At 59.7% G+C, this 16240-nt stretch carries 16 protein-coding genes; all 16 read right to left on the bottom strand.

Going from position 1 to position 16240, the window contains the following annotated elements; genetic code table 11:
* Nucleotide 1: 1 nt before the first annotated feature.
* Complete coding sequence (locus ASC85_RS05185) at nucleotides 2-307, bottom strand: STAS domain-containing protein (protein ID WP_003199093.1); 306 nt, start codon at nucleotides 305-307, stop codon at nucleotides 2-4.
* A 102-nt stretch (nucleotides 308-409) separates the two neighbouring features.
* Nucleotides 410-859 carry a flagellar export protein FliJ gene (gene fliJ, locus ASC85_RS05190; protein WP_003199091.1) on the bottom strand — a complete coding sequence of 150 codons (450 nt, stop codon included), beginning with the start codon at nucleotides 857-859 and terminating at the stop codon, nucleotides 410-412.
* A gap of 6 nt (nucleotides 860-865) precedes the next feature.
* Nucleotides 866-2224, bottom strand: coding sequence for a flagellar protein export ATPase FliI (fliI, locus tag ASC85_RS05195; protein ID WP_057448520.1), 1359 nt, complete (start codon nucleotides 2222-2224; stop codon nucleotides 866-868).
* Nucleotides 2214-3059, bottom strand: coding sequence for a flagellar assembly protein FliH (gene fliH / locus ASC85_RS05200; protein ID WP_057448521.1), 846 nt, complete (start codon nucleotides 3057-3059; stop codon nucleotides 2214-2216). The genes fliI and fliH overlap by 11 nt, the downstream gene beginning before the upstream one ends.
* Before the next feature lie 7 nt (nucleotides 3060-3066).
* Nucleotides 3067-4086: a flagellar motor switch protein FliG gene (gene fliG, locus ASC85_RS05205; RefSeq protein WP_003199086.1), complete on the bottom strand. Its 1020-nt coding sequence runs from the start codon at nucleotides 4084-4086 to the stop codon at nucleotides 3067-3069.
* Nucleotides 4079-5863 carry a flagellar basal-body MS-ring/collar protein FliF gene (gene fliF, locus ASC85_RS05210; protein WP_057448522.1) on the bottom strand — a complete coding sequence of 595 codons (1785 nt, stop codon included), beginning with the start codon at nucleotides 5861-5863 and terminating at the stop codon, nucleotides 4079-4081. Before fliF ends, fliG begins: the two co-directional genes overlap by 8 nt.
* A 15-nt stretch (nucleotides 5864-5878) precedes the next feature.
* A complete protein-coding gene (fliE, locus tag ASC85_RS05215) occupies nucleotides 5879-6205 on the bottom strand; it encodes a flagellar hook-basal body complex protein FliE (RefSeq protein ID WP_003199082.1) in 327 nt (108 codons plus the stop codon).
* 249 nt (nucleotides 6206-6454) lie between these two features.
* Complete coding sequence (locus tag ASC85_RS05220; protein WP_057448523.1) at nucleotides 6455-7849, bottom strand: sigma-54-dependent transcriptional regulator; 1395 nt, start codon at nucleotides 7847-7849, stop codon at nucleotides 6455-6457.
* Between the two features lie 5 nt (nucleotides 7850-7854).
* Entirely contained in the window at nucleotides 7855-9063 is a 1209-nt protein-coding gene (locus tag ASC85_RS05225; protein WP_057448524.1) for a sensor histidine kinase, read from the bottom strand.
* 110 nt (nucleotides 9064-9173) lie between these two features.
* Entirely contained in the window at nucleotides 9174-10649 is a 1476-nt protein-coding gene (locus ASC85_RS05230; protein WP_057448525.1) for a sigma-54 dependent transcriptional regulator, read from the bottom strand.
* Nucleotides 10650-10817: 168 nt separating this feature from the next.
* Complete coding sequence (locus tag ASC85_RS05235; RefSeq protein ID WP_057448526.1) at nucleotides 10818-11114, bottom strand: hypothetical protein; 297 nt, start codon at nucleotides 11112-11114, stop codon at nucleotides 10818-10820.
* A 24-nt stretch (nucleotides 11115-11138) separates the two neighbouring features.
* Nucleotides 11139-11543 carry a flagellar export chaperone FliS gene (gene fliS / locus ASC85_RS05240; protein WP_038858644.1) on the bottom strand — a complete coding sequence of 135 codons (405 nt, stop codon included), beginning with the start codon at nucleotides 11541-11543 and terminating at the stop codon, nucleotides 11139-11141.
* Between the two features lie 151 nt (nucleotides 11544-11694).
* A complete protein-coding gene (fliD, locus tag ASC85_RS05245) occupies nucleotides 11695-13080 on the bottom strand; it encodes a flagellar filament capping protein FliD (protein WP_057448527.1) in 1386 nt (461 codons plus the stop codon).
* Nucleotides 13081-13160: 80 nt separating this feature from the next.
* The gene (locus ASC85_RS05250) at nucleotides 13161-13511 is read right to left on the bottom strand and encodes a flagellar protein FlaG (RefSeq protein WP_038858647.1); all 351 of its coding nucleotides are present in this window, start codon (nucleotides 13509-13511) and stop codon (nucleotides 13161-13163) included.
* Nucleotides 13512-13585: 74 nt separating this feature from the next.
* Nucleotides 13586-15031 (bottom strand): flagellin N-terminal helical domain-containing protein, encoded by a 1446-nt coding sequence (locus ASC85_RS05255; protein WP_057448528.1) that lies wholly within the window; start codon nucleotides 15029-15031, stop codon nucleotides 13586-13588.
* A gap of 251 nt (nucleotides 15032-15282) precedes the next feature.
* A complete protein-coding gene (locus tag ASC85_RS05260; protein WP_057448529.1) occupies nucleotides 15283-16212 on the bottom strand; it encodes a ketoacyl-ACP synthase III in 930 nt (309 codons plus the stop codon).
* Between the last annotated feature and the right edge of the window lie 28 nt (nucleotides 16213-16240).

The following is a 16240-nucleotide window of genomic DNA, read 5'->3' on the forward strand; positions in this document are numbered from 1 at the left end:
ATCAACTGATGTCGAACAGCTTGTCGAAATTGGAGATCGCGAGGATTTTCTTGACGTCATTGCTGCTGTTGACAACGCGGATATCCGACGCATCGCCACCGGCATGATCGCGCAACAGCAGGAGCATGCCCAAGGCGGAACTGTCGAGATAAGTGGCGTCTTTCAAATCCACCACGATGGAGTCAGGTTTCTTGTTGAGCCGTTCATAGGACTCACGAAACTCCTGATGCCGCCCGAAATCGAATCGACCTTTGATCGAGATCGTCAGCTTATGCCCATCGGGGGATACTTCGGTAACAACTGACATGATCGGCTTCCTTGTCATGGACATACGTGTACAAGGTGTAGCATCTGGTAAAGGTCTGAGCAAGGTTTTGCCTCATTCAGCCGACAAAATCGCGGTTTCGCATCAATAGGGATTCTGGCGTGGCAGGCGCTGGGACAACTCATCGAGCAGTTTCTGTTCGCGCTTGTCTTCCAGTTGCCGGGCCTCATCAATATAGCGCTGCACCAGTTTGCGCAGCCCTTCGACCCGGGCAAACGCCTCTTGCCAGCTCTGGCGGGCCTTCTCCAGGTTGTTCTGGTGCCAGACCAGGCTCTGGCGCTGCTGGTCGATAGCGGTACCCAACTGCGCAAGGAATCCTTGGTAACCCAACAACCACTGCCCGGAAACCCCGTGGGCGCCACGGGCGATCCACTGCTCCTGGTATTCGAGTCGAAAGTTTTCGAGGTCTGCCAGTTTGCTTTCGGCGACTTTGACCTGGCCCTGAAAATACGCCAGTCGCTGGACGGCGGTCTTCTCGGCCTTTTCCGCCATGTCCACCACTGGCGCCAGGCGTGCCGCACGACTCGTGGCCATGGCCGGTTAAGTGCCTGAGACCGGGGCGAAAATAGTCTGCAAATGCGCCTCGCTGGCGCCCATGCCGATGTTGTCGTTCAGGCCCTGGCGCAGGTAAACGGCCATGGCCGGGTAAAGACTGATGGCGGTGTCGGTCTCGCGGTCACCACCAGGGACATAGGCGCCGACGCTGATCAGGTCGCGGCTTTGCTGGTAGCGCGACCAGTACTGCTTGAACTGCTGGGCGCGCTTCATGTGTTCGGCGCTGATCACCGACGGCATGACCCGGCTGATGGACGCCTCGATGTCGATGGCCGGGTAATGGCCTTCTTCGGCCAGGCGCCTGGACAGCACGATGTGCCCGTCGAGTACACCCCGGGCCGAGTCGGCGATGGGGTCCTGCTGGTCGTCGCCTTCGGACAGCACGGTATAGAAAGCAGTGATCGAACCGCCGCCCTTTTCCGCATTGCCGGCGCGCTCCACCAGTTTCGGCAGCTTGGCGAATACCGAAGGCGGATAACCCTTGGTGGCCGGCGGCTCGCCGATGGCCAGGGCGATTTCCCGCTGGGCCTGGGCGAAACGGGTCAGCGAATCCATCAACAGCAGGACGTTCTTGCCCTTGTCGCGGAAGTACTCGGCAATGCGCGTGCAGTACATGGCTGCCCGCAAGCGCATCAATGGCGCATCGTCCGCTGGCGAAGCCACCACCACCGAACGCTTGAGCCCTTCCTCGCCGAGGATGTGCTCGATGAATTCCTTCACCTCACGACCCCGCTCGCCGATCAACCCCACCACGATGATGTCGGCTTCGGTGAAGCGGGTCATCATGCCCAGCAGCACACTCTTGCCCACCCCGGTACCGGCAAACAGGCCCAGGCGCTGGCCGCGACCGACCGTCAATAAACCGTTGATGCAGCGGATGCCCACGTCCAGCGGTACGCTGATGGGGTCGCGCTTGAGCGGGTTGATCGTCGGGCCGTCCATCGGCACCCAGTCTTCAGCCTTCATGCCGCCCTTGCCGTCCAGGGCCCGTCCGGCCCCGTCCAGCACGCGCCCGAGCATGCTCATGCCCATGGGCAGGCGGCCGTTGTCGGCCAGGGGCACCACGCGCGCACCCGGGGCGATGCCCGCGACACTGCCCACCGGCATCAAGAAAACCTTGCTGCCGGAGAAGCCCATGACTTCGGCTTCGACCTGCACCGGGTGATAGCTGTCATCGTTGATCACCATGCAGCGGCTGCCCATGGCGGCACGAAGACCTTCGGCTTCGAGGGTCAGGCCGACCATGCGCAGCAGGCGGCCTTCCAGGATCGGTTGGCCGGCCAGCTCGCTGGCCTCGGCGTAGCTGCCCAGGCGCTTGGCGAAGCTGGTTCGCTCAAGGCGCATCGCGGCTGTCCAGTGCAGAAGCGTCCAATTCAGGTACATCCAAGCCAGCATCGGCCGGCGCGGCATCAGCGCCGATCAGGGGCTCGTCCGGCAACTCCAGGCTCAGATCGGGAGCGGCCGGATGCAGGGCCTGTTCATGCAACTGGTCGAACAATTTGGCCATGATCTGGCTGATGCGGGTTTCAACGGTGGCGTCGATGCGGCTGTGTTCGGTTTCCACACGGCAGCCGCCGGGCAGCAGCGAAGCGTCCTCGACGATGCGCCAGGTTTCCTCATGGCGTTCGCGCAGGGCCTTGACCAGCTCGAAGTCCTGGGGATTGATGTACAGCCGCACGTTGCCCACGCCCAATGGCAACAACTTGAGCGCTTCGCGCATGACATGTTCGATCTGAGTCGAATCGATAGCCAGTTCGCGCTGGATCACTTGCCGGGCGATGTGCTGCACCAGCCCCACCAGGGATTTCTCGATCTGGGTGTCCTGCTCGGCGATAGGGTCGAACAGATTGAGCATCAGCGATTCCAAGGCACGGAGCTTGGCCGTCAGCGCCACATCGGCTTCCTGGCGGACCTTGAGCGAGGTGCTGTGGAAGCCTTCCTTTTCACCCACGGCAAAGCCTTCGTTGTAGGCTTCCTGGCGAATGCTCTCGACTTCCTCGAGGGTCAGCGGCTGGACTTCCTCCAGCGGCACTTCCTCCGGTTCCGGCAGTTCTTCCACCGGTTCCGGCTCAGGCTCGGGAACATGGGGGTCGAAGCTGGGCAGCGACCAGACGTCGAAACCACCGACGTCACGGGCGCGGATCAGGTCGCTGGGTGCTTCATCACTCTTGGCAGACATAACGACCTTAGATCATCTCTTCGCCGCCCTTGCCACCGAGAACGATCTCCCCGGCTTCGGCCATGCGGCGGGCGATGGTGAGGATTTCCTTCTGTGCGGTTTCCACGTCGCTGACGCGTACCGGGCCCTTGGCCTCGAGATCGTCGCGCAACAGTTCGGCCGCCCGTTTGGACATGTTCTTGAAGATCTTTTCCTTGACGCCTTCGTCCGACCCCTTGAGGGCCAGTACCAGCACGTCGGACGACACTTCGCGCAACAGCGCCTGGATACCACGATCGTCGACATCGGACAGGTTGTTGAACACGAACATGAGGTCTTCGATCTGACCGGACAGGTCTTCGTCGAACTCGCGGATCGAGTCCATCAACTGACCTTCGATCGAACTGTCGAGGAAGTTCATGATGTCCGCCGCGCGCTTGATGCCACCCAGGGTGGTGCGCGAGGCATTGGAGTTGCCCGAGAACTGCTTCTCGAGAATCTGGTTCAATTCTTTCAGGGCCGCCGGCTGCACGGTGTTGAGCGAAGACACCCGCAGGATGATGTCCAGGCGCACCTTGTGGTCGAAATTGCCCAGCACTTCACCGGCCTGGTCCGGATCGAGGTAAGCCACCACGATTGCCTGGATCTGCGGGTGCTCGTAACGGATCACGTCGGCAACCGCCCGCGGCTCCATCCACTTGAGGCTGTCCAGGCCGCTGGTATTGCCGCCCAACAGGATCCGGTCGATCAGGCCGTTGGCCTTGTCCTCGCCCAGTGCCTGGGTGAGCATCTTGCGCACATAGTCGTCGGAACCGACGCCCAGGCTGGTCTGATCGCCGACGATGTCGACGAACTCACTCATCACCTGCTCGACCTGCTCACGGTGCACGTTGCCCATTTGTGCCATGGCCACGCCCACACGCTGGACCTCCTTGGGCCCCATGTGGCGCAGCACTTGGGCAGCGTCGGTCGAACCCAGGGACAGCAGCAGGATCGCGGCTTTGTCGACCCGGGACAATTTGGCAACAGCGGCTCGATTATCACTCATCTGCGTTAATCCACTCTTTCACGACCTGGGCCACACGACCCGGATCTTCTGCCACCAGACTCTTGATGGCGTTCAACTGAGCGTCATAGCCTTCGCTCGGGCTTGGCAGCAGAATGCTCTGCGGCCCGCCGAGGCTGACGCGATCGTTGGCCAATTCGCCATCCAGGCCGCCCATGCCTCCCAGCTCGACATCACCCAAGCCTGCCAACTGCTTGTTCTTGCCGCCACCGGTGATGTTGTTGAGCACCGGACGCAGCACGCCAAACACCAGCACCAGGATAAACAGCACACCCAGTACTTGCTTGACCACATCCCAGAACCAGGGTTGCGAATAAAACGGAATATCGGCGACCACTTCACCGCGCTCCAGGGAGAACGGCACGTTGATCACGCTGACGCTGTCGCCGCGGCTGGCGTCGAAACCGACGGCGTCCTGCACCAGGCGAGTAAAGCGCGCCAATTCGTCGGCGCTCCATGGCGCACGACTGGTTTCGCCGTTGGCCGCGTTGACCTTGACCTGATCGTCCACCACCACGGCGACCGACAGGCGATTCAAACGACCCTGTTGTTGCTTCGTGTGGCTGATGGAACGGTCGAGCTCGAAGTTCTTGGTCGACTGCTGACGCTTGTCGGCCGGGTACGGCGCCAACATCGGCTGGCCGGTGGCCGGGTCCATGATCTGCTGGCCATTGGCATCGATCAGCGGCTGGCCTGGCTGCACCATGCCGGCGGCCGCCGTGGCGCCACCGGTGGTCTGCGGCGCGCTGGCCGGCGACGGCGGCTGGTTGCTCAGGGCACCCGGTACGCCTTGCGGGCCATTGCTGGCGGTACGTTGTTCATTGACCGACTGCTCGCTGCGCAACGCCGGTTGATCGGGGTTGAACTGCTCGGAAGTGGACTCGACGGCACTGAAGTCGACATCGGCCGACACTTCGGCCTTGTAGCGATCGTTACCCAGGATCGGTTGCAGGATATTGTGCACCCGCTGGGTCAGCATGCCTTCCATGCGACGGCTGTAATCGAATTGCTTGCCGGCCATGGTCAGTTCGGAGTTTTCCGCCTGATCGGACAGCAGGTTGCCTTTCTGGTCGACCACCGTGATCTGCGACTTGCTCAGCTCAGGTACGCTGGTCGCCACCAGATTGACGATGGCAACGACCTGGCCTGGCTCCAGGGAGCGGCCCGAATACAGCTCGACCAATACCGAAGCGCTGGGCTTGCGCTCATCGCGCACAAACACCGAGCTTTTCGGGATCGCCAGGTGCACGCGGGCGCCCTTGACATTGTTCAGGCTGGAAATGGTCCTCGCCAGCTCACCTTCCAGGCCGCGACGATAACGAGTCGCTTCCATGAACTGGCTAGTGCCCAGGCCCTGGTCCTTGTCGAGGATCTCGAAACCGATGTTGCCATCGGTAGGCGTCACGCCAGCGGCTGCGAGTTTGAGGCGCGCACGGGCAACGTCATCGGCCTTGACCAGCAACGCGCCGGAATTGGGTTCGACGGTGTAAGGAATGTCGGCGGAAGCCAGCGTTTCCATGACTTGCTTGGCGTCCATACCCGCCAGGCTGCCATACAGCGGCCGGTAGTCCGGCTGCTGGGACCACAGCACCACGGCAAAACCAATCGCCACGCTGGCAGCCAGGCCGACCAACAGGCCCACCTGACGCAGCATGGTCATCTCGGAGAGATTTTCCAGGAAGGACAGACCGAACAGCGGCGGTTTGCCGTCTACCGGAGTGGCCTTGGCCGGAACGTTATCAACGGCTGCTTCTGCCATGACTCAATAATTTCCTTAAACCGGCATCTGCATGATGTCTTGGTAGGCTTGAACCAGTTTGTTGCGAACCTGGGTCAACGCCTGAAACGAGACACTGGCTTTCTGCGAGGAGATCATCACGTCCGTCAGGTCGACGCCACTTTTGCCAATCTCGAAAGCACTGGCCAACTGGTTCGATGCCTGCTGGGTATCGTTCACTTTATTGACGGCCTGACCGAGCATGTCGGAAAAGCTGCTGCCACCCACCTGGGGGACCGCGACCGATTTAGGCTGGGCCATGGCGTCCATTTGCATGGCCCGCATGTCCAACATCAACCGATTAAATTCAATACCTTGGCTCATGGTCTACTCTCTCTGGCGGCCCGCATTTTTTTGACACTTACTCAGCGGGTACTCAGGTATTAGCAACAAGGGTGCCAGCTCCATGGCCGCAAAAAACAAATGCGCGCACGAGCCCATCCTGACTCCTGTGGGAGCGAGCCTGCTCGCGATAGCGGTCTGCCAGTCAACATCTACATCGCCTGAATCATCGCCTTCGCGAGCAGGCTCGCTCCCACAGGAGTTAGCGGTGCAACTCCTTGGATCAATAATTCAACTGGCGAACAGATAAGCCTCGACATCCATGCCGGCATCGCGCATTTGCGCCAGTTTGTAGCGCAGGGTGCGCGGGCTGATCCCCAGGCGTTCGGCCGCCTCCTTGCGACGACCGCGCTCGGCGCGCAGGGTGTCGATGATCATCTGGAACTCGCGACGACGCAGATCGTCGCCCAAGGCGCCGGCCGACTCGCCCTCCACTTCCACCGCAGGCGCAAAGGCCGCTGCTGGTACTGGCGACAGCGCAGGCAATGGCGCGCAGGCCACCGGGCCGGCCAGACAGAAATCCTCCGGCTGGATCAAGCCGCCCTGCTGCAGGATCAAGGCCCGCTGAATGGCGTTATCGAGCTCTCGGACATTTCCCGGCCATGGGTAGGCAATCAGGCAGGCTTGAGCCTGCGCTGAAAACCGTGCAGCCGCGTGCTTCATTTTATTGACGTGTTTATTCAGCAGACGCTCGGCCAGCGGCAGGATATCGGCGGTGCGCTCGCGCAACGGACGCCAGGCCAGCGGGAATACCGACAGGCGGTAATAGAGGTCCTCACGAAACCGCCCCGCCGCCACTTCGCCGGCCAGGTCGCGGTTGGTGGTTGCCACCACGCGGATATCCAGGCTGATGGGCTTGCGCGCACCGACCCGTTCCACTTCCCGCTCCTGCAAGACCCGCAACAGCTTGGCCTGCAGGCCCATCGGCATTTCGGAAATTTCATCGAGCAGGATCGTGCCGCCGTCGGCCTGCTCGAACTTGCCAGCCTGGGCCGCGATGGCCCCCGTGAACGAACCCTTCTCGTGACCGAACAGTGTCGCCTCGAGCATGTTGTCAGGAATCGCCGCGCAATTGATCGCAATGAACGGTTCGCTGGCGCGCCGGGACTGTTGATGGATATAGCGCGCCAGCACTTCCTTGCCCGTACCGGACTCGCCAGAAATCAACACGGTTGAATCACTGCGTGCCACCCGCGCGGCCAATTCCAGCAGCTGCGCACTGGCCGGTTCAATGGCCACCGGGCCTTCGCCCTCGACCGCGAGGCTGCCCAAGGCATGACGCGCGACCAGGTCCAGCAGCGCTTTTGGCTCGAACGGCTTGACCAGGTAATCCGCGGCGCCCTGGCGCATGGCATCCACCGCGCGCTCGACGGCGCCGTGAGCGGTCATCAGCAAGACCGGCAATTGCGGCTGACGGGCGCGCAACAGGCCGAGCAACTGATGGCCATCCATGCCCGGCATATTGACGTCACTGACCACCAGGCTGAACGCTTCGCGACCCACCGCCAGCAGCGCTTCTTCCGCCGAACCGACAGCGGCGTAGTCGTGCCCGGCCAGCACCAGCGTATCGGCCAGCGCCTCGCGCAGGGCCCGGTCATCCTCAACCAGTAACACCTTGATCGCCATTGCTTTCACTCCACCCCTGGCGCATTGGAAAACAGCGGCAAGCACACCGTCGCACAGGTGCCACGGCCCAGCCGCGAGCGCAGTTGCAATTCTCCCTGATGGGCACGTGCCACGGCCTTGACCACGGTCAGGCCCAGGCCGGTGCCCGTGGTCTTGGTGGTGAAGAATGGCTCGCCCAAGCGCGCCAGCACGGCCGGCGCGATACCACTGCCGTTGTCGCTGACACACAGGCGCAAGGTGTGATCGCGCGTATATAAGTGCACTTTCAGCTGGACATCGCCGCCGCTGGCCTGGATCGCGTTTTCGATGAGGTTCAACACCGCGCCTACCAACGTGTCGCGGTTACACAACACTTCACCCACGTGACTGTCGCACTGCCAGCGGATCGGCAGCTCCTGCACATGGGTGAACGCCGCGGCCTGCAGTGATTGCAGCAAGGCCTTGGGCGTGACACGGTCGGTCAACGGCAGCTCGCCGCGAGCGAATACCAGCATGTCGCGCACCTGGTGCTCCAGTTCGTGCAGCCGCTCTTTCAAGCGTCCGGCGAACCGTTGCTGGGTTTCCATCGGCAATTGCTGTTCAGTCAAATGACTGGCATAGAGCAGCGCGGCAGAAAGTGGTGTACGAATCTGATGGGCCAGCGACGCCACCATCCGCCCCAATGAAGACAGGCGCTCATGGCGAGCCAGCTGGTCTTGCAAGTGACGGGTTTCAGTCAAGTCATTGAGCAGCACCAACTGTCCCGGCTCGGCATCCAGCGAGCGCGTCGAGATGGACAGGCGCCGACCGTCCTTGAGGGACACCTCATGACCGTCGTCTTCGCGGGGCGCAAAGCAGCGGGCGATGACATGCCGCCACAGCTCGCCTTCCAACGGCAGGCCGAGCAACTCGCAAGCCGCGGGGTTGGCTTCGCGCACACGGCCGTGGGCGTCGATGACGATAACGCCACCGGGCAACAGATCGAGGAGATTTTGCAGACGATTGGCCAGGCGTTCCTTTTCCGCCAGCTCCTGCATGCGCTGGGCGCTGACCACGGCCAGCTCACCCTTGAGCTCGGTGACCCGGGCTTCGAGCAGGCTGTAGGAATCAGTTAGTTGGCTGGACATCTGGTTGAACAGCGAAAATGCCTGCTCAAGTCCAAGCCGGCTTGCCTGCTCGGCGGACGGCATGTGTCCCGGCTCGGGGACAGGAGACATCTGGGCGGCTTGGGTCATCGTGCTCTCTCGCTTGGCTGACCGTCAGTTAAACGGAACGTTGCGAGGGCTATAGCAATACCCGTGCCGAAAAAAAACCGCCTGAAAATCAGGCGGTTGGAAAACAGGCGTCAATCATCCGCCTGTTCATCTCCGTCGCGACGGCTCATGCCGTACTTGCGCATCTTCTCCACCAGGGTGGTGCGTCGGATGCGCAGGCGTTCTGCCGCGCGGGCCACGATACCATTGGCATCGTCCAGCGCCTGCTGGATCAGCCCTTGCTCCAGGCCTCCCAGGTAATCCTTGAGATCCAGGCCTTCCGGTGGCAACAAGGCATTGGCGGTGAAATCCGGCGTATGGCCGTTGATTGCCACCCGCTCCTCCAGATCGCTGCGCAGGCTGTCGACCATTTGCTCGTCTTCGTCGTCGACGTAGCGGAATTTCTTCGGCAGTTCGTTCACGCCGATCACCCCGTACGGGTGCATGATCGCCATGCGCTCCACCAGGTTGGCCAGCTCACGGACGTTGCCCGGCCAGCCATGGCGGCACAGGGACATGATCGCTGCCGAGTTGAAGCGGATCGAACCGCGCTTTTCGTGCTCCATGCGCGAGATCAGTTCGTTCATCAGCAACGGAATGTCTTCGACGCGCTCGCGCAGCGGCGCCATTTCGATCGGGAAAACGTTGAGGCGGTAATAGAGGTCTTCGCGGAAACTGCCAACCTCGATCATGCTCTCGAGATTCTTGTGCGTGGCGGCAATGATGCGCACATCGACGCTCTGGGTCTTGTTGCTGCCCACGCGTTCGAAGGTGCGCTCCTGCAGGACCCGCAACAGCTTGACCTGCATCGGCAGCGGCATGTCACCGATTTCGTCGAGGAACAGCGTACCGCCATTGGCCAGTTCGAAACGCCCGGCGCGACTGGTGATCGCGCCGGTAAAGGCGCCCTTCTCATGGCCAAACAGCTCGCTTTCCAGCAACTCGGCCGGGATCGCGCCACAGTTGACTGGCACGAACGGCGCTTCGCGGCGCTTGGAGTGGTAATGCAGATTGCGCGCAACCACTTCCTTGCCGGTGCCCGACTCGCCCAGGATCAGCACGCTGGCGTCGGTATCGGCCACCTGCTGCATCATCTGGCGCACGTGCTGGATCGCCCGGCTGGTGCCGACAAGGCTGCGGAAAAGGTTGGGTTCGCGATGCCTGCCGCGCTCGCGGGCCTGGTCGTACATCTCGCGATAAACCTGCGCGCGGTGCAGCGAATCAAGCAGCTTGCTGTAGCTGGGCGGCATTTCGAGGGTGGAAAGTACCCGGCGGCGCTGGTCTTCAGGCAGGTCAAGGGAAGAATTTTCGCCCATTAACAAAACCGGAAGGAACTCATCCCAGGTTGAGAGTGTCTTTAGCAAGCCCAAAAGCGTTGCGGGAGCATTTACGGTCCCGATAAGGACACAGATGACCTCACGACTGGACGACAATGCGCCGACAGCCTGCTGCCAATCATGGCTTCCGCAGGGTAAATTTTCTTCGCCGAGAAAATTCAGGATCACCGCCAAGTCGCGGCGGCGGACGCTATCGTCATCGATCAGGAGAATTTTGGTTTCACGCCACATGCAATAGCAACTTCCCTAGTCAACCCAATGCCCGAAATTAGGGGGCAAGCTAGACGCTTGCAGACTTGTCATGCCTGTAGACGCCTTAAATCTGTAAACAGCTACTAGTTAAGTCAAAAAACCGCGCACAGTCAAATTTATGGCGCAACGGCTCGGATTAACTGAGCATTAACCGAACAGATGGTAAACCTTTGCCGCGTTCTGTGCTTGATGGATCTGTTGCATCTCGTCGACAATCGCCTGACGCTCTCCCGTCGCCGCCTCCAGCAATTGCCGATACACCCCTAGCAACGCCTCAAGATTGGTCCGCAACGCCGCCTCATCCACTTGGGACTCGCTCAGGACGTCTTCCATGCAGGAACGGCACGTCATGTCCAATTGACTGATCGCCTCCCAGTTACGCTCGGCCAGGGCATCGACCAGGGCATCACGGGTTTGTTCGATTCGCTGCAGTGCTTGACTCATTACGGCATCCTCAGACCTACCGGTCTATTGATTGGCAGTCGCATGATCGGCAATTGCATCCCAACCACTTTTCAGGGTATCGAGCAAACCCGAGACTTCATCGATGATTGCGACGTCGTTATTGCGGTTGGCTTCCATCAGGCGCGTCATCATGTAAGCGTACAAGTTGTCGAGTTGCTGGAGGGACGCCGGATCTTCGGTTTTTTCCGGATTCAGGCCATCCCGCAGGCCGATGATGATGTCGACAGCCTTACCCAACAGCAACCCCTTGAGCGCGACATCGCCCCGCTCCAAGGCGCCCTTGGCCTGAGCCATGCGATCCAGTCCGCCCTCCATCAACATCTGCACCAGGCGATGAGGACTGGCTTCAGAAATCTGGGCATGGGAATTGACCTTCTGATACTGACGAAGGGCTCTCATGGGGTTCATGTTTCTACCTCGTAACAGATAACACTGAAAAAGGATTGCTCTAGCCTTTATGTCGACTGAGCGCTGCATAACTTTAACGCGGGCCCGCCACTCATGAAAAAACCCAGGCACTGTTGAGACAGTCGGCCTGGGTTTTCGCATTCAATTTGAATCAATCGTCTGACGATGCTTTGTTCAGCGCGTTCAACGTGGCCATGACACTGTCACCCTGCGCCCTCAACCGAGCAACCAAGGAGTCCATGGCAGTGTACTTGGCGGATAGACTCGTCTGCAGGCTGGCCATTCGCGAATCCAGGGTTTCCTGCTGCTTCTTCAGATCCGTCAGGCTCTCACTGAGACTCGCCGAACGCGCAGCAAAAACACCGGTCTTGCTCAAGGCGAAGCTGTCAGTGGCGGACTTCATGCGTGCCAGCAGCCCAGTATCGCCAGCGAAGATCCCGTTGATGTCTGCCGCGTTGGTCAACGCGGCTGCATCGAACAGCTTGTCATTGATCGACAGCAAACCAGTCTTCTGGTCGGTCTGGACGCCGAATTGCGAGAGCGCTTTCAACTGGCCGGTGCCCGACATGGCATTGAGTTCGGTACGCACCGCCGACAGCATCGAACGCAATGAGGCATCGCCCGTCAGCGCACCGGACGTCACAGTACCATCGGCGCTGGTGGTGACTTGCGTCTCGGCGTTAGCAGCCTTGATCAAGGCGTTGTAGCTATCGACAAAACCTTTGACCGAAGACTTCAGGGTCGAACCGCTGGCAGCAACCGCAATGGTGGTCGGTGTGGCCGTACCGCCGGAAGGCACCACGGAAACGCCTGTCAACTTGAGGGTTACGCCACTTACCGCATCAGCGATCGTGTTGGTCTTGGACTCCATTACCAACCCATCAAGCTTATATTGAGCGTTCTGCGGCGTCGCCAGGATCGACGTCCCGGTTTCCAAGCCAGAATCCCCTGTCAGGGTGAGGTCCGAACCGACACCGGTGGTCGTCGAGGTCAGCACCATGCGCGAACCACTGGCATCGGTCACGATGTTGGCACTCAAGCCCTGGTTGGTGTACTGGGAGTTGATCGAATCACGGACCTGTTGCAGGGTCGCGCCGGCGGGAACGCTGACGGCGAATGTGTTGGAGCCCTGCTTGATGTTCAGCGTAGTCGGCGCAGCACCAGCGTTGACCACTGAAGAGGCGCCACCAGCAAAGACCTTGGTGGAAATCTTCGACGCCGTCGCCAACTTGTCGACTACCAGCGCAAAACTACCGGCTGCCGCACCATTACCTGTGGTTACGGTAGCGACCTTCTCGTCGGACGATGAACCGGTCAACCCGCTAAAGCTGGAAGCGGTCTTCATGTTGTCCAATGCGCCACGGAAAGCATCCAGCGCCGCCTGGATTTTACCGATCGACGACAGCGAGGTGGTCGCTTTCAGCGTCTGGTTGTTGATCTGCGTCTGCTTCGGCGCCTTTTCGGCGGCGACCAGGGATGCCACGATCGCTTGAGTATCGATATTCGAACCAATACCACTAACCGTTGTACCCGCCATCATCTTTCTCCTTATCCAGTGGCTGCCGTTTTTTTGACTGAGAGCGCCTAATCAACGACAACAACAATATTCGTGCCAGCTCAGACCCTGTCGTTGAACAACAGGTTGCTGGCGTCCGACAGACTTTGCGCCAATTTCAGCGCGGTTTCCGAAGGGATCTGGCGAATCACGTCACCCGTTTCGGTGGCGATGACTTTAACCACGATCCGTCCAGAGGAATCATCAATGGAGAAATCCAATTTGCGCTGCGCAGCCTGGACGAACTCCTGAATATCGGTCACGGCTTTTTCCAAGTCCTCGCGCTTGGGTTCGGCGTTCGATGGCGCAACGACTTCAGTCTTGGGCTGGTCCGGCTTTGCAACCACCATCGGCGTTACACCCTGAGGAGCAACGGCCGGATAAGACAGATTCAACTTGACACTCATGTCCATGCTAGATCACCTCATCACGGAAAAGACAAAAGGGCACGTAAACGCGCCCTTCCGTCAATCACCAAGCGCTAGGATTACTGAAGCAGCTTCAGTACAGCGGATGGCAGCTGGTTAGCCTGGGACAGGATCGCGGTCGAAGCCTGTTGCAGGGTTTGTTGCTTGGTCAGCTGAGCGGTTTCCGACGCGAAGTCTACGTCCTGGACCACACCACGAGCAGCGGTGGAGTTGTCCGAGATGCTGCGCAGGTTAGCCACGGTGCTGTCGAAACGGTTTTGTACAGCACCGAGGTCAGCACGCTGGGAGTCGATGTTGGCAATGGCCTGGGTGATCACGTCAACCGCGTTTTGCGCGTTGGCTGCTGTGGTCACGTCAGTGTTGCTGACGACGGTCTTGGCCGAGCTGACGGTAGTACCGGCGGCTACGAACAAACCAGTTGCACCAGCACCGTTCATCGAGTAGCTGTTGGTGGAGTTCAGGGAAACGGCACCAGTCACCTGCAGAGCAGCGGCGGTAGCAGCAACACCTGCACCGTAGGTACCTGCACCGTCTTTGGCAGCAACAGTGATACCAGCCTGTGCACTAGCGTCAGCACCGGCGAAGATGATGTTCTCACCCGTGTCGGATTTGATTTCCAGGTTGTTGGTGGTGGCGTTGAAGTTAACGCTGATGCCCAGTTTGGCGGCGTTGGACTTCAGTTGGTCAGCCAGGCCAGCAGTGTCGGTTACGCCGACGAGGTTGACCGCAGTGCCCGAACCTACCTGGATGCTGAAGTTCGCAGTACCAGGAGCGGCACCAGTGATGGCAGCAGTGTTCACGCCGAAACGTACTTCAGTGCTGGCGGTAGCCGACAGGCCGCCGACTGCGCCGTTCAGTTGGGCAGCGGTAGCCTTGGCGGATTGACCGGCAGCAATAGCAATGTTAGCCGTCTGGCCACCACCGGTGATAGCGATCGCACCAGCGCCAACACCGGTAGCGTTTGGCGCGATGGCCACGCTTTTCAGCTGCTGGGAGCCGATGTTGTTGGCCGACACGTCGCCCAGGCTCATGTTGATGGTTTCGTTGGCGTTGGCGCCCACTTGGAAAGCGGTAGTACCGAACGAACCGTCGAGGATCTTGCGACCACCGAAAGTAGTGGTGGTAGCGATACGGCTCAGCTCGGCAGTCAGAGCGGCGTATTCGGAGTTGTTCGACTTACGGTCATCGGCGCTTGGCGAGCCGTTAGCGGAAGCCAGGGCCAGGGTACGCATTTTCTGCAGGATGTTGGTGGATTCTTGCATCGCACCTTCAGCGGTTTGTGCGATGGAGATACCGTCACCGGCGTTCTTGATGGCAGTGCCCAGGCCGTTGATCTGACTGGTCAGACGGTTGGAAATTTGCAGGCCAGCGGCATCGTCTTTAGCGCTGTTGATACGCAGACCGGAAGACAGACGCTGCATCGAAGTTTGCTGAGCGGTGGAAGCCTTGTTCAGGTTGTTCTGAACGGTCAGCGATGCAATGTTGGTGTTTACTGTTAAAGCCATGACGAAATCCTCGTTGGATGGATACTGCGGCTTCCGGCCCTGACATCCGTCGGGTGTGGCCTAGAGAACCTACATACTAGTTATCGTCGTCAAGGTGCTTTGCTTGAGGGTTTTTTTGGAAATTTTTAGTGGCAGCTTGCCAGCCCTTTATTTTCAAGGATTTAGAGCTATTCTTTGGCGCCAGAAAAACGCAAAACGCCCGGTAACTTGCGTTACCGGGCGTTTGCCATGCCGATGCCAGGCGGTAAGGGTCAGCCGCGATAAAGAATCGCCGAGCCCCAGGATAAACCGACACCAAAGCCGCTGATGGCCACGCGCGTCCATTTTGAATCGAACACATGGTTCTGCAACAACAGCGGGATACTCGAGGACACCGTGTTCCCGGTCTCGAGCATGTCCTTGACGAACGTTGCCGAACCGCCCTCATCGAAGCGGCGCGCCACAGCGTCGACAATGGCTGCGCTGCCCTGGTGAATGCAGAAGGCATCGATATCGCCAGCCTGCAGATTCGACTCATCCAGCAACTCATGCAAATGCGCCGGGACTTTCAGCAAGGCAAAGTTGAAAACCTGGCGACCGTTCATGAAGAACACACCGTCGCTGACTTTAAGGTGCGGCGCGCCGGAACCATCAGTACCAAACTTCGACTTGCCCAACTGCCAGATAGCGTTTTCGCCCATCCAGGTCGCAGTGGCAGCATCGCCGAACAGCATGGTGGTGTTGCGATCTTCCGGATCGACGATCTTGGAGTACGGGTCGGCGGTCACCAGCAGGCCATTTTTCAACCCTGTCGCTTCCATGAAGCCCTTGAGGGCATAGATGCCGTACACATAGCCGGAACAGCCCAGGGAAATATCAAAAGCGGCGACATGGGTCGGCAAACCCAGTTTGTCCTGAACGATTGCTGCCGTGTGCGGCAAGCCTTCTTCATCGCCGTTCTGGGTGACAACGATCAAGCAGTCGATGGATTCACGCTTGAGTTCAGGACTGGCGGCAAACAGTGCATTGACGGCTTCAACGCACAGATCGGAAGTTTCCTGCTCTGCACCCTTGCGCGGCAAAAACGCCGAGCCAATCTTGCCAAGGATGAAGGTTTCGTCCTTGTCGAACTTTGCACCCTGGGCGTAGTTGTCAACCCCGGCCGCCGGCACGTAACTCGCTATATTTTTTATGCCAATCATTATGGCTTCCCAATAATAAACAGCTGAA

Origin of the sequence: Pseudomonas sp. Root401 (assembly GCF_001425105.1) — a bacterium.
Classification (GTDB): Bacteria; Pseudomonadota; Gammaproteobacteria; order Pseudomonadales; family Pseudomonadaceae; genus Aquipseudomonas; species Aquipseudomonas brassicacearum.